The organism is Candidatus Marifrigoribacter sp. Uisw_064, from assembly GCF_047730175.1.
GTDB lineage: Bacteria > Bacteroidota > Bacteroidia > Flavobacteriales > Flavobacteriaceae > Marifrigoribacter.
On record NZ_CP159833.1, the window covers coordinates 594195 to 607728 of the forward strand.

Here is a 13534-nt window from a genome sequence, read left to right on the forward strand (position 1 = left end):
CAAGGCTTTTTTTTTATTGATAATAGAATATTATTATTCTTTTACTTTTTCTTTAAACTTATTAAACTCACCTATATTTTCACGTTTAGGCCATGTATTATTAGAAGTATCTATATCTGCTGTTTCCTCGTCTGGATCAACAACAATGCTTTGTATTTCTTTTTCTGAAGCAATTACTTTTGAAACTAAAGCATCGTTTTTTCTCCAAATTTGTGCAGGATATTTAACTCTTTCAGAAGTCCCATCAACATATGTAATGTCTGCTATAATTGGCATTGGAATTCCTCCTGGTTTTTCAAAAATAATCTCATAAAAATAATTTGGCTTCTCCATTTTTGATCTTTCATCTGGAGAAAAATTATCCATAATATATTGTTGTAAAGGAACCAAATCGTTTAAAGATGTTGAACGCATATCTTCTTCAAAATCTTCACTGTCTTCTTCAACAAGATATACTAAAGGAGGCAAATCACTTTCTTTCATTCCCCTGGACTCCATCATATCACGAATTTCCTTATTCATTTTTGAAGTCACATAAAATTTCTTCACTTCTTTTACACCTATATCAACATAATGAGTTGAATAGAACCATCCTCTCCAAAAATAATCTAAATCTACTGCAGAAGCATCTTCCATAGTTCTAAAAAAGTCTTCAGGAGTTGGGTGTTTAAACATCCAACGTTTAGCATAGGTTTTAAAAGCATAATCGAATAAATCACGCCCCATTATAGTCTCTCTTAAAATATTAAGACCTGTCGCAGGTTTAGAATACGCATTAGCTCCAAAATTATACGTATTAAGACCTTTGGTCATAATTGGCGCTAATCGATCTTGACTACCAGACATATAACTTACTATATTTTTTGCAGGTCCTCTTCTAGAGGGATATTTTATATTTGGTGCAATTGACTCTGGATATAATTCCCCGAAATCTTGTTCAGCAACATATTGCACAAAAGTATTTAATCCTTCATCCATCCAGGTCCATTGACGCTCATCACTATTCACAATCATTGGGAAATAGTTATGTCCAACTTCATGAATAATTACGCCAAACATTCCATATTTAGTTCTTTCACTGTAAGTTCCATCTTCATCTGGTCTTCCATAATTCCAACAAATCATTGGATACTCCATCCCTTGACTTTTCGCATGAACTGAGATTGCTTTTGGATAAGGATAGTCGAATGTCATTCTAGAATAAGAAACTAATGTGCTAGCAACTAATTTTGTAGACCAGTCTTCCCATAAAGGATTTCCTTCTGGCGGATACATAGATACCGCCATCACATCTTTATCTCCAATTTTTACAGACATCATATCCCATATAAATCTTCTTGAAGTTGCAAAAGCATAATCTCTTACATTTTTAGCTTTAAATTTCCAAGTTTTTTTTGCTGTTGAAAAACCTTTTGATGCAGCTTCAGCTTCTTCTTGTGAAACTATAATTACAGGTTCTTTGTATGATTTTTTAGCATTTTCATATCGATTTAACATCGTTTTAGTAAATACATCTTTTCTATTCTGTAATGCTCCTGTAGCTTCTAATATATGATCGGCAGGAACCGTAATGGTTACTTCATAATCACCAAAGGGTAAGGCAAATTCATCTCTTCCAAAAAACTGGCTATTTTGCCATCCTTCTACATCACTATATACAGCCATTCTTGGAAAAAATTGAGCAATTACATATGCTCTATTTCCATCTTTAAACTCTTCATATCCACTTCTTCCTCCATCATTAACATGATCATTTATATTATACCACCATTTAATAGAAAATGTAAATTGCTCACCTGGCTTTAGATCCTTCGACATTTCAACACGCATCATAGTTTGGTTAATCGTATAAGGTAAACTATAGCCTTTCTCATGTTTCACTTCTTGAATGTTAAAACCACCATCAAAACCTTTTCCCATATGCTCTCCAACAAAACTACTTACTCTATCAGCAGAAAATGAACTTTTTGGCTCAATCAATGAAGATTTAGAATCTCTAGATCTTACATTTTGATCTAATTGCACCCATAGATATTCTAAATTATCTGGAGAATTATTGGTATAAGTAATGGTTTCAAAACCCATTAACTTTTTGTTTTTATCGTCAAGCTCTATATCCATAAGATAATCAGCTTGTTGCTGATAATAATTTGGACCAGGAGTACCACTAGCAGAACGATACATATTTGGAGAAGAAAACTCCTCGTAAAGCTGCTTAAACTTATTGTTATTTATATGTCCGGTTTCCCTTTCATCTTTTTCAACTTCTTTCTCATCTTGGGAAAACATAACATTTACCGATAAGAAAAGACAAGCTAAAGCAATGTACTTTATTATTTTCATAGTATTTTTATTTTTTGATTAGCGAATATTAGCTGCTAAAAATAGCTTTAATTATGGTTTTTAAGAATTCTTTAATCTAAGTTTAACACACCTTTAGGATTATCTATATCAAGTACAAGGCTTTTCCTTAATTTATTTTTTTTGAAATGTATGATATTTTGTTGTTCATTGAACATATCCATTAATAGTTTATTTTCAATTTCAAAAGTTTTTATTTCTGAAACATTTTTAATTTCCATATAAATTTTAATAATATCATTTTCATACTCAAGCCCAATATATTCTATAGTAACTGGGGTATTATTTACATTTATTTTTAATTTCTTCAGCAAATATTTCTGAATAAAAACAGCATCAGTATCCGTTTCTTTTTTTGAATCTAAATGAATATCGGAACTATATCGTTCTCTTAAAGTTTTTTCTAAATCTTCTGTAAATATTTTAGTGATAATTTGAAGTGATTTTTCTTCTTCAATATATTCAACTTTTGTGATACTTACATAAAATTTATGCGCTGTCGACATAGACATCAAGGGCAACATAATAATTAATAAGGCAATTTTTAAATATTTCATTTAATTTCTAGATAAGAGAATGTATATAAGACGAACTGTTTTTATAAGAGTTACAAATATTATTCCTTTTTTTTAGACAACCTAATTAGATAAGTTTCACTTTTTTCTTCAAAAATAGAAAGTAATGACGCGTAATTCTGGCTTTTAAAATCTTTATCTAATGTTGAAGTCTCCATACAATAAAGTAAAAAATCATATAATCTATTATTGGGTATTTTATAAGCTTCTTCAAAAAAAGAAAAGCCATACAAGTTAATAATTCCTGCTACCGAATAATTTTGAGATTCCCATTTTCTTTGCATACGCAATTTCTTGTAATAACCAGAAAGGTGATTATACAGAGCTTCGACGTTCACGGCCGAGGGTGCTCTTAATGTATAGCCGGGAGCAATTTTTTCTTCTGGCTTTCCCTTAAAACCAGGAATACCAACATCGTCAAAATTAACAGGCGTTTCAGTTTTTATATTCTTAATATCGGTGGCGAGATTCCCTGTAAGATTAGGACCAATTACTACTTCTTCTAATTCATTTATTAATTGTTCTAAGGTTAAAACAACATACTCTTTTGTATATATTTCTTCAGTAATTATTACAATTTTAGTTTTATAATTTATGGATGAAAAATATAAGGTGTCTTGTTTTCTAACATTGATATTAAAACCACCTTCTTGGTCTGTAATAGCATTATATCTAGAAGTTTTATTTAACACGTGAATACCTTCAACATCTTTAGTATTCGAAATTTTTCCTTGAATTTCTTTACTTTGTCCATATCCATTTATAGATAGTAACAAAAAGGCAATGAAAGTCAAAACGGTTAGTTTAAATGACATTTGTCAAAAGTAATCTTTGATTTCTTATAAAAATCTTAAATGATTTCCCAAGGTTTGTTAAAATTTGGCTAAATTTATTTTATGAAAAATTTAATTATTGCTAGTACCTCAACCGTTCATGGAGGATCTTATTTATCATATCTCAATGAACAGATAAAAAAACTATTTTCTGAAACGAAAGAGGTTCTTTTTATCCCTTATGCTAGGCCAGGCGGCATTAGTCATGATGAATACACTAAAATTGCTTCTGAAGCTTTTTCGAAAATCAACATTAAGGTGAATGGAATTCATAATTATAAAAACCCCATTGAGGCTTTAAAAAAGGCAAAAGGGGTATTCGTAGGTGGAGGAAATACTTTTGTTTTAGTTTCACAATTATATAGAAATGAAATAATGCAGCCTTTACGTGAGGTTATTTTTAATGGAACACCTTACCTTGGAACAAGTGCTGGAAGTAATATCTGTGGAATTACGATAGGAACTTCTAATGATATGCCAATAATCTACCCTCCTTCTTTTAAAACGTTGGGGGTTATTCCTTTTAATATAAATCCTCATTATCTAGATCCTGATCCAAAAAGCAAACACATGGGTGAAACACGTGAGACTCGCATTTCAGAATATCATACTCAAAATAATATTCCAGTAATAGGAATTAGAGAAGGTAGTTGGATTCGTGTTAAAGGAGAGTCAATTATTTTAAAAGGTAGTTTGTCTGCTAGAGTTTTTGAACAAGGCAAAGCTCCTAGAGAAATAGAAACGAATACGCTGATAAAATTTTAAAAATACAATTAGCGATTATAGCTCTTTCACAAAGTGATACCCTTTAATTACAAAACCTTGATTATAATAAAATTTATGAGAAGGAAAGTTTTGCACATAGGTATTTAATTCAACCCAATTACATTTTTTATTTGTAGCATATTCATAAATAAATGAAAATAATTGATCTCCTAAACCTTTATTTCTATATGCTTTATCTATTATTATATGATCTGCTTCTACGCTTTTACCCGCATAATGACGTGTCTGAAACCAGAGTCCACAAATTCCAATTAATGTTTCAGCGTCGTACACTCCAATACATTCATACGATTGGGTCGCCATTTCAAGTATTCTTTCTTTTAATACATTTTCAGGAACTTCAAATGAACCCATTTCTTGCATTAATGGAAGAATAATTAATATATCGGAAGGAGCAATTATGCGAAATGAAATATTCATATCAGCAAAAATAATACTATTTTTAAATCTCAAAAATGTATTTACATTTTAATGAATCAAATTAGTACAACATCAAGACTTTATTTAAGAGAATTTTCCAAAGAAGATGCTTCTCAATTTTACTTATTAAACAAAGATCCTGAAGTTATTAAATATACAGGCGACCCTCCTTTTTCTTCTATTGAAGATGCAGAAATATTTATTGAAAATTATTCAGCTTATAAAGATTTTGGATTTGGCAGATGGGCAGTTTGTTTAAATAATACAGATGAATTTATAGGGTTTTGTGGATTGAAATTTCATCCAAAAGAAAATTTAACTGAAGTCGGATTTAGATTTTTTAAAGAACAATGGAATAAAGGATTTGCTACTGAAAGCACTCAAGCAGTAATTAACTATGGTTTTAACCAAATTGGTCTTTCTGAAATTTACGCACATGCACACATTGATAATCTTTCATCACAACGCGTTATTGAAAAATGTGGCTTGTCTTTTGTTAAGAATATAACTCATGATGATATGCCAGTAAAATTATATTGCATTAAAAAAAAATAACAGATTTCCGTTTTCACGGAAATGAAAAAATATTTTTCAATGAAAAGAAGAAAATTTATTACCACTTCTATTAAAGGAGGACTTGCACTAAGTATTGCTTCTCAGTATTCGTTTATTTCTTTACAAGAAAAATATTCAAAAAATCAATTAATTGGCAAAGACGAATCCAATATCGTTGGTAATTCATATACCACAAAAATGCACAAAGAAACTTCCGAAGCATTTAAAAAAATGAAAGCTGCTGCTGCAAAAGAAAATATTGCGATTGAATTAGTTTCTGCTTACCGCAGCTTTGATCGTCAAAAACAAATTTTTGAAAACAAATATCAGAACTATACAAATCAAGGACTTTCCCCTATTGAATCTATTCGTAAAATAATTGAATACTCTACAATTCCAGGCACTTCAAGACATCATTGGGGTACCGATATCGATATCATAGACGCTAATGTAAAACGACCCAAAAACGTTTTAGAACCTCAACATTTTCATGGCACTGGGCCTTTCTGTAAATTAAAGGATTGGCTAAACCTACATGCAGCTCGTTTTGGTTTTTATGAGGTTTATACAGACGACCTTAACAGAAAAGGATTTAAATATGAACCTTGGCATTTTAGTTTTGCTCCTGTTTCAAAACCGATGCTTCAGGAATATAAAAAAATAGACATTAAACAAATACTACAAGAAGAAAAAATACTCGGCAGCATGCATTTCACCGATGATTTTATCAATCAATATAGAAATGAAAATATTTTAGATATAAATGAATATTTACTTTAGTATCTTTAAACAATACACAAAATATAAAAACGAAGAGTAAACCCTTTTTAGTTAAACCTCTATCTAAATTTAACCTAACTCAATCCCGCTCTTGCGGGATTTTGTTTTTATCTTTGTATTTTATGTATCAAATGGACAAAAAAGTACTTTTATTAATTCTTGATGGCTGGGGTGTTACTCAAGATCCATCAGTTTCTGCAATAGCTCAAGCAAATACTCCTTTTATAGATTCTTTGTACCACAAATATCCAAATGCTCAATTGTTAACCCATGGAATGAGTGTTGGTTTGCCTGACGGACAAATGGGTAATAGTGAAGTGGGACACATGAATTTAGGCGCTGGAAGAATCGTTTACCAAGATTTAGCGAAAATTAATCTTGCTGTAGAAAATAATACACTTTCAAAAGAACCTGTTTTGCAAGAGGCATTTACATATGCTAAACAAAATAATAAGAAAGTTCATCTCTTAGGCTTAGTTTCTAATGGTGGTGTTCATTCACATATCAACCATGTAAAAGGATTAGTAAACGCCGCTAATGATGCTGGAGTATCAAATGTGTTTGTACATGCATTTACAGACGGACGTGACGTAGATCCAAAATCTGGTGCAGGTTTTATAAAAGAACTTGAAGATCATCTAAAAAATACCACTGGAAAATTAGCTTCTGTAATTGGAAGATATTTTGCAATGGATCGTGATAAAAGATGGGAACGTGTAAAAAAGGCTTACGATTTATTAATTCATGGTAAAGGGAAGGTTTCTGAAAATGCTGTGAAAAGTATCGAAGAAAGTTATGCTAAAGGTATTACAGATGAATTCCTTGAACCTATCATTATTACTGAAAATAATCAACCTGTCGCAACCATAGAAAAAGATGATGTTGTGATCTTTTTTAATTTCAGAACGGATAGAGGACGTCAATTAACTGAAGTATTGAGTCAACAAAATTTTTCAGCGTTTGATATGAAAACTTTAGCACTTCATTTTGTTACTTTAACAAATTATGATGATTCATATAAAGGAATTAAAGTAGTCTATAAAAAAGACAACCTTGAAAATACCTTAGGAGAAGTATTAGAAAAGAATAACAAAAAACAAATTCGAATCGCAGAAACTGAAAAGTATCCTCATGTAACTTTTTTCTTTTCTGGTGGCAGAGAGGCTCCTTTTAAAGGTGAAAATAGAATCCTTTGTCCTTCCCCAAAAGTAGCGACATACGATCTACAACCTCAAATGAGCGCGTACGAATTAAGAGATAAAATTCTTCCAGAAATTAATAAGCAAACTGCAGACTTTATTTGTTTAAATTTTGCAAATACAGACATGGTCGGTCATACTGGAGTTATGGAAGCTGCTGTAAAAGCCTGTGAGACCATTGATAGTTGTGTGGAAGAAATTATTGAAGCAACACTTAAAAATAACTATGCAACTATTTTATTAGCCGATCATGGAAATTGTGAAACTATGAGAAATCCTGATGGATCTCCAAACACAGCACATACTACAAACCCGGTACCTATAATTTTAATTGATCCAGATTTTAAAAGCATAAAAGATGGTATCCTTGGCGATGTTGCTCCAACAGTTTTAAATATTTTAGGAATACAACAACCAGAAATAATGACTCAAAAATCTTTAATAAAATAATACTATGAAAAACCTATTCTTCTTGCTATCCGTTTTACTTATTATTAGCTGTAACTGCAATAAAAAAGAGCCTATTTCTGAAACAAAAATCGAAGTAATCGAAGAGCTTACTATAAATCAAATAATGAAAGATACCGTTGATGATGTAGACATGTTACTTGGACAGGTTAATAAAAAAGGATTCAAAAACGAACCATTCTCCACTTGGTTTGATACTGAATTTTCTGGCTATACAATTAATGAAGCAGTTATAGATTCTATTCAACCTCTAGTAGAACATGTAACATTAAAAGTATTTATGGGTACTTGGTGTGAAGATAGCCAAAGAGAAACTCCAAGATTATATAAAGTTTTAGAAGCAATAGATTTTAACAAAGATAATTTAGAAATCATCGCTGTTTCAAGAGATAAAGACACTCCTAATCATTTAGAAGAAGGACAAAACATAGAATATGTTCCGACCATTATTGTTTTAAAAAATGAAAAAGAAATAGGACGTATTGTAGAATCTACGATCGATTCGTTAGAAGAAGATTTACTGGCAATCCTTAGCGGAAAAGAATACAAACACGCCTACGCAGAGTAATATTAAATATTTAGACAATTTTCTTTGTAATTTAGCGCATTATTTCTGAGGAATGATGAATGAAACATTTACCATAGCTGTAGATTTTGATGGTACCATCGTGGAGGATAAATATCCTAAGATTGGCAAACCGAAAGTATTTGCGTTTGAAACTTTAAAAAAGCTTCAAGAAAAAGGACATAGACTTATTTTATGGACCGTTAGAAGAGGAAGAACTTTAGACGAAGCTGTTTCATTTTGCGAAAACAATGGAATTACTTTTTACGCTATTAATAGAAGCTACCCTGAAGAAGAATACGAAAATAAAGACAGCCGAAAAGTAAATGCCGATTTGTTTATTGATGATCGAAACATAGGAGGATTGGTTGAATGGGGAGAAATATATATTAACTTAATTGGTGAAAAAAAACCAATTTCGAAACAAGTTAAAGAAACAAAAAAAGGATGGTTTTCTTTTTTAAAAAAATAATATGATTATAGTAAAATCTAAAGAAGAAATAGAATTAATGCGTGAAAGTGCATTGATCGTTTCAAAAACATTAGGAATGTTAGCTCCGGAAGTAAAACCAGGCGTTACAACTTTGCAGTTAGATAAACTTGCCGAAGAATTTATAAGAGACCATCAAGCTATTCCTGGATTTTTAGGATTATATGACTTCCCAAACACACTTTGCATGAGTCCTAATGCACAAGTGGTTCATGGAATCCCAAATGATACACCGCTTGAAGAAGGTGACATTATCTCAATCGATTGTGGTGCTGTAAAAAATGAATATTATGGAGATCATGCTTATACATTTGCTGTAGGTGAAATTGCTCCTGAAGTTGAAAAATTGTTGCAAGTGACTAAAGAATCTTTGTATGTTGGTATTCGTGAATTAAAAACAGGAAATCGCGTAGGAGATGTTGGAAGTGCAATTCAAAAATATTGCGAAAAACACGGATATGGAGTTGTAAGAGAATTGGTGGGACATGGTCTTGGCAAAACTATGCATGAAGATCCTGAAATGCCTAATTATGGTAAAAGAGGTTATGGCAAAAAGTTTGTTGAAGGAATGACCGTTGCTATAGAGCCTATGGTTAACCTAGGCACAAAACGTATCGAACAATTAGCGGATGGTTGGACAATTTTAACTCGAGACAGAAAACCAAGTGCTCACTTTGAACATAATATTGCTATTGTAAACGGAAAACCAGAATTACTTTCCACCTTCGCTTATATTTATGAAGCCTTAGGGATTACAAGCGATGAAGAAAATGAATTTAGAGCAACAGCGTTTATTTTATAGGTGGAATGCAAAAACTCTTTAAATTTTTCCTGAATTTGATTCCTCGACCTATTCTAATTCGAGTTAGTTATTGGTTAAGCCCTATTGTTGCGTTATTTTTAAAAGGAACAAACTTTACAGATCCTATTGACGGAAAATCATTCAGAAAATTTTTACCTTATGGCTATGCTACGGTAAGAGAAAATGTACTTTCTCCAAGTACCTTATCTTTAGAACGTCATCGCCTATTTTGGTTATACCTTAAAAATGAAACCACATTTTTCACAGAAAAACATCGGGTATTACATTTTGCTCCCGAACAATCGTTTTACAAAAGATTCAAGAAAATGCAGAATTTAGAATATACCACAACCGATTTAAATTCACCTTTAGCAGATGTAAAAGCAGATATATGTAATTTACCTTTTAAAGATAATAGCTACGATTTTATTTTCTGTAATCATGTTCTTGAACATATTCCAGATGATACCAAAGCCATGCAAGAACTCTATCGTGTTTTGGCTCCAAATGGAATTGGTATCTTTCAAATTCCTCAGGATCTTTCTAGAGAATTTACTTTTGAAGACAATACTATTACCAATCAAAAAGAACGCACCAAAATATTTGGACAGTACGATCATGTACGTGTGTATGGTCGTGATTATTTTGATAAACTTCGAAGCATAGGGTTTACAGTTATAGAAGAAGGTTACACAGCTACCCTTTCCGAAAAAGAAATAAAAAAATACTGTTTGGCAAAAAGTGAAATTATTCCCGTGTGTAAGAAATTAATCTAATAATTGGTTTTTAAATCCTTCCGTTATATATATCTGCGGTTTGTTTAAAGAATCATTATAAGTAAGATAAGCCTCAATTCCATCAAGGGTTTCTAATAACTTTTTAGACTTTTCTAAACCTAATGCCATAAAAGTGGTAGCATATGCATCGGCATAGCCACAAGTAGAAGCCAATACACTCGCACTGGTAACATCACTTTTTTCAGCAGAACCAGTTATTGGATTTAGGGTATGAACAAATTTCTTTCCTGTTACAGGATCTATTCTATATTTTCTATAATTTCCTGAGGAAGCCATCGCACTATTCTCCAGTTTTAATTTTGCTTCATAGCTGCGGTGTTCAATATCTGAATTAATTGCTTCAATCCCAACTACCCAAGGCTTCTTTTTTTCAAGATGCAACCCTTTTGCAACCAGTTCTCCTCCCAGTTCAATAATATAATTTTCAATGTGCAAAATATCCAAATAATTTGCGATGCAATCAACTCCATAGCCTTTGGCAACAGCATTAAAATCGAAATATATTTCGGGATACTTTTTTTGAATCGTACCCTTCTTTAAAAGGGATACTTTATTAAACCCAACAAATTTTCTAAGCGAATCTAAAACGATTGAATCCATTTTTTCTACAGGCTCCACATCACCAAAACCATAGGCATTTCTTAGTACTCCTACTGTAGGATCAAAATAACCATTGGAGTTTGTATACACTATTTCAGAAATACGAAACACTTCTTTAAAAACAGCATCAACAACAATTGTACTGTCTCCTTTATTTATTTTTGAAATATCACTATTTGGCATATAGGTACTCACCGATTTATTCACTTTATAAATAACTGAATCAATCCCTTTTTCAATATCAATTTCTTTATCTGAATACAGTTGAATGGAAAAAGTCGTTCCAAAAGCATTGCCCGTAGTTGTATACAATTCTTGCTTTTCAGAAGAAGTACAAGAAAGAAATAATGCTATAAAGATGATATAAAAACCCTTCATACTATTTCCTGTAAACCATTATAAATCATTGTATAATCCTCTCCTAACACTATAGGTTTCCCATAATCTAAACCATGTCCCAAACCTACTCCAGCAAAAAAGGTACCTGCTTCAAACTTTAAGGCATGATCTTTCATTTTTTCCATTAAATCTGAATCATATTCATTAGCATCGTCTGGATGTGATTTAGCTCTCACAATAACAAAGTGAAGTTTTTTATTCTTTAAAGCTACAAATTGAGGGTCTTTGTTTATTTCAGAATTAATACCCATAAATTCATAACCTTGTTCTTCTAGGTCTTTACCTACAATATTCATCGCTAGGTTATGAAGTTCTTGTTCACTTAATAGTTTTGGTTCCATATTTAGATTCTTAGAATTGCAAAATTAGCTTATTTTACAATTAAGAGGTCATAATAAGAAACAAAAAAACCTCTTAACAAAAATGTTAAGAGGTTTTAAAATATTTTTAGCTTATCTGTTCTTATTTATTATAAGGAGAAGCTATAACTCTATTTTGTCCATCATTATCGATAGGTGCTGGTGTAGCACTTCCTAACATATTCTACAATGGATTTCATATCCCATGTAGCAGTAATACCAGCAAAAGAAGAAGTTTATCCTCCGAAATCATCGAATCGGATACTTTCATCAGGAATTCCAAAATCTTCTCCCATTTTCTGTACCGCTTGGTTCATTAATGGAGGTCCACAGAAATACAATTCGATATCTTCTGGCTCTTCATGAAGATTTAAATAGTTGTCTATTACCACTTGGTGTATAAATCCAACAAAACCATCTCCTTCACCGTCAATACCATCCTTAACTTTCCAGTTGTCCTCTTCCATAGGTTCAGACAGGGCTAAGTAAAATTTAAAGTTTGGAAACTCATCTTCCAGTTGTTGAAAGTGATCTAAATAAAATAATTCTCTTTTTGAACGTCCACCATACCAATAGGTTACTTTTCTGCCTGTTTTTAAGGTTTTGAATAAATGATATAAGTGAGAACGCATTGGTGCCATTCCGGCTCCACCTCCTACGTATAGCATTTCAGATTCAGATGGATTGATAAAGAACTCTCCATAAGGTCCAGAAATAACTACTTTATCTCCAGGTTTCTGTGCAAAAATATAAGAAGATGCAATACCAGGGTTCACACCCATCCATTCGTTTTTAGAGCGGTCCCATGGCGGAGTTGCGATCCGTACATTCAACATAATCTCACGTCCTTCAGCAGGATAAGAAGCCATAGAGTAGGCTCTCTCAACTGTTTCTGGATTTTTCATCACTAAAGGCCAAAGACCAAACTTATCCCATTCTGCTTGAAACATATCTGGTGTTTCATGCTCTTCAGGATGCGCTGTGATATCCATATCTTCAAACTTAATCTCACATTTAGGAATTTCAATTTGAATATATCCACCTGCTTTGTATCCCATATCTTTAGGAATCTCCACAACGAATTCTTTAATAAATGAGGCAACGTTATAATTACGAACTACTGTTGCGTCCCATTTTTTAATTCCGAAGACTTCTTCAGGAATTTGAATATTCATATCCTGTTTTACTTTCACTTGACATGAAAGACGAGCGCCTTCTTTTAATTCTTTTCTACTGAAGTGAGGAGTTTCCGTAGGTAATGCTTCTCCTCCGCCATCAAGAACATGACATTCACATTGAATACAAGTTCCACCACCACCACAGGCAGAAGGTAGAAATATCTTGTTGCTTCCAAGCGTTGTTAATAACGTTTCTCCTGAGGCGACTTCAATAACTTTTTCACCATTAATGGTAATCTTTACCGGTCCTGAAGGAGATAACTTTTGCTTGGTAAATAATAACAAAGTGACTAAAAGCAAGGTTAGAACCAAAAAGGCCACAACCGTTGCAATGATAACTCCTAAGGTGCTTGCTGCTAAAAACATA

General features: G+C 32.1%; 15 protein-coding genes. 8 read left to right on the top strand and 7 right to left on the bottom strand.

Annotated elements, in window-relative coordinates:
* Positions 1–33 precede the first annotated feature (33 nt).
* From ABXT64_RS02680 to ABXT64_RS02690, 3 genes are all read right to left on the bottom strand, one after another.
* Positions 34–2343 carry a M1 family metallopeptidase gene (locus ABXT64_RS02680; protein WP_443633844.1) on the bottom strand — a complete coding sequence of 770 codons (2310 nt, stop codon included), beginning with the start codon at positions 2341–2343 and terminating at the stop codon, positions 34–36.
* A gap of 71 nt (positions 2344–2414) precedes the next feature.
* Positions 2415–2918 carry a DUF6702 family protein gene (locus ABXT64_RS02685; RefSeq protein ID WP_443633845.1) on the bottom strand — a complete coding sequence of 168 codons (504 nt, stop codon included), beginning with the start codon at positions 2916–2918 and terminating at the stop codon, positions 2415–2417.
* Between the two features lie 59 nt (positions 2919–2977).
* Positions 2978–3751 (bottom strand): hypothetical protein, encoded by a 774-nt coding sequence (locus ABXT64_RS02690; protein ID WP_443633846.1) that lies wholly within the window; start codon positions 3749–3751, stop codon positions 2978–2980.
* Positions 3752–3832: 81 nt separating this feature from the next.
* Here ABXT64_RS02690 and pepE point away from each other — a divergent pair, with 81 nt between their 5' ends.
* Entirely contained in the window at positions 3833–4534 is a 702-nt protein-coding gene (gene pepE, locus ABXT64_RS02695) for a dipeptidase PepE (RefSeq protein ID WP_443633847.1), read from the top strand.
* Between the two features lie 15 nt (positions 4535–4549).
* Here pepE and ABXT64_RS02700 read toward each other — a convergent pair whose 3' ends face one another.
* Positions 4550–5008 carry a GNAT family N-acetyltransferase gene (locus tag ABXT64_RS02700; protein WP_443633848.1) on the bottom strand — a complete coding sequence of 153 codons (459 nt, stop codon included), beginning with the start codon at positions 5006–5008 and terminating at the stop codon, positions 4550–4552.
* A gap of 18 nt (positions 5009–5026) precedes the next feature.
* Here ABXT64_RS02700 and ABXT64_RS02705 point away from each other — a divergent pair, with 18 nt between their 5' ends.
* From ABXT64_RS02705 to ABXT64_RS02735, 7 genes are all read left to right on the top strand, one after another.
* Entirely contained in the window at positions 5027–5530 is a 504-nt protein-coding gene (locus tag ABXT64_RS02705) for a GNAT family N-acetyltransferase (RefSeq protein WP_443633849.1), read from the top strand.
* A 39-nt stretch (positions 5531–5569) separates the two neighbouring features.
* Entirely contained in the window at positions 5570–6310 is a 741-nt protein-coding gene (locus tag ABXT64_RS02710; RefSeq protein ID WP_443633850.1) for a M15 family metallopeptidase, read from the top strand.
* Positions 6311–6441: 131 nt separating this feature from the next.
* Entirely contained in the window at positions 6442–7959 is a 1518-nt protein-coding gene (gpmI, locus tag ABXT64_RS02715) for a 2,3-bisphosphoglycerate-independent phosphoglycerate mutase (protein WP_443633851.1), read from the top strand.
* Between the two features lie 4 nt (positions 7960–7963).
* The gene (locus ABXT64_RS02720; protein ID WP_443633852.1) at positions 7964–8545 is read left to right on the top strand and encodes a TlpA family protein disulfide reductase; all 582 of its coding nucleotides are present in this window, start codon (positions 7964–7966) and stop codon (positions 8543–8545) included.
* Positions 8546–8600: 55 nt separating this feature from the next.
* Positions 8601–9014: a BT0820 family HAD-type phosphatase gene (locus ABXT64_RS02725; protein ID WP_443634906.1), complete on the top strand. Its 414-nt coding sequence runs from the start codon at positions 8601–8603 to the stop codon at positions 9012–9014.
* Position 9015: 1 nt separating this feature from the next.
* Positions 9016–9834 (top strand): type I methionyl aminopeptidase, encoded by an 819-nt coding sequence (gene map / locus ABXT64_RS02730; protein ID WP_443633853.1) that lies wholly within the window; start codon positions 9016–9018, stop codon positions 9832–9834.
* Positions 9835–9839: 5 nt separating this feature from the next.
* Positions 9840–10610: a class I SAM-dependent methyltransferase gene (locus tag ABXT64_RS02735; protein WP_443633854.1), complete on the top strand. Its 771-nt coding sequence runs from the start codon at positions 9840–9842 to the stop codon at positions 10608–10610.
* On the opposite strand, the gene ABXT64_RS02740 is transcribed toward ABXT64_RS02735, so the two are convergent.
* The 3 genes from ABXT64_RS02740 to nqrF form a co-directional block, all read right to left on the bottom strand.
* The gene (locus tag ABXT64_RS02740; protein ID WP_443633855.1) at positions 10602–11609 is read right to left on the bottom strand and encodes an FAD:protein FMN transferase; all 1008 of its coding nucleotides are present in this window, start codon (positions 11607–11609) and stop codon (positions 10602–10604) included. The two genes, ABXT64_RS02735 and ABXT64_RS02740, sit on opposite strands and share 9 nt — an antisense overlap.
* A complete protein-coding gene (locus ABXT64_RS02745) occupies positions 11606–11971 on the bottom strand; it encodes a Na(+)-translocating NADH-quinone reductase subunit F (RefSeq protein ID WP_443633856.1) in 366 nt (121 codons plus the stop codon). Before ABXT64_RS02745 ends, ABXT64_RS02740 begins: the two co-directional genes overlap by 4 nt.
* A gap of 254 nt (positions 11972–12225) precedes the next feature.
* Positions 12226–13533 (bottom strand): NADH:ubiquinone reductase (Na(+)-transporting) subunit F, encoded by a 1308-nt coding sequence (gene nqrF / locus ABXT64_RS02750; protein WP_443633857.1) that lies wholly within the window; start codon positions 13531–13533, stop codon positions 12226–12228.
* Position 13534: the final 1 nt, after the last annotated feature.

Excerpts from the sequence above, each read along its gene's own strand:
- ABXT64_RS02680 (WP_443633844.1), bottom strand. The coding sequence starts at position 2,343 with ATGAAAATAATAAAGTACATTGCTTTAGCTTGTCTTTTCTTATCGGTA.
- ABXT64_RS02685 (WP_443633845.1), bottom strand. The coding sequence starts at position 2,918 with ATGAAATATTTAAAAATTGCCTTATTAATTATTATGTTGCCCTTGATG.
- ABXT64_RS02690 (WP_443633846.1), bottom strand. The coding sequence starts at position 3,751 with ATGTCATTTAAACTAACCGTTTTGACTTTCATTGCCTTTTTGTTACTA.
- pepE (WP_443633847.1), top strand. The coding sequence starts at position 3,833 with ATGAAAAATTTAATTATTGCTAGTACCTCAACCGTTCATGGAGGATCT.
- ABXT64_RS02705 (WP_443633849.1), top strand. The coding sequence starts at position 5,027 with ATGAATCAAATTAGTACAACATCAAGACTTTATTTAAGAGAATTTTCC.
- ABXT64_RS02710 (WP_443633850.1), top strand. The coding sequence starts at position 5,570 with ATGAAAAGAAGAAAATTTATTACCACTTCTATTAAAGGAGGACTTGCA.
- gpmI (WP_443633851.1), top strand. The coding sequence starts at position 6,442 with ATGGACAAAAAAGTACTTTTATTAATTCTTGATGGCTGGGGTGTTACT.
- ABXT64_RS02720 (WP_443633852.1), top strand. The coding sequence starts at position 7,964 with ATGAAAAACCTATTCTTCTTGCTATCCGTTTTACTTATTATTAGCTGT.
- ABXT64_RS02725 (WP_443634906.1), top strand. The coding sequence starts at position 8,601 with ATGAATGAAACATTTACCATAGCTGTAGATTTTGATGGTACCATCGTG.
- map (WP_443633853.1), top strand. The coding sequence starts at position 9,016 with ATGATTATAGTAAAATCTAAAGAAGAAATAGAATTAATGCGTGAAAGT.
- ABXT64_RS02735 (WP_443633854.1), top strand. The coding sequence starts at position 9,840 with ATGCAAAAACTCTTTAAATTTTTCCTGAATTTGATTCCTCGACCTATT.
- ABXT64_RS02740 (WP_443633855.1), bottom strand. The coding sequence starts at position 11,609 with ATGAAGGGTTTTTATATCATCTTTATAGCATTATTTCTTTCTTGTACT.
- ABXT64_RS02745 (WP_443633856.1), bottom strand. The coding sequence starts at position 11,971 with ATGGAACCAAAACTATTAAGTGAACAAGAACTTCATAACCTAGCGATG.
- nqrF (WP_443633857.1), bottom strand. The coding sequence starts at position 13,533 with ATGTTTTTAGCAGCAAGCACCTTAGGAGTTATCATTGCAACGGTTGTG.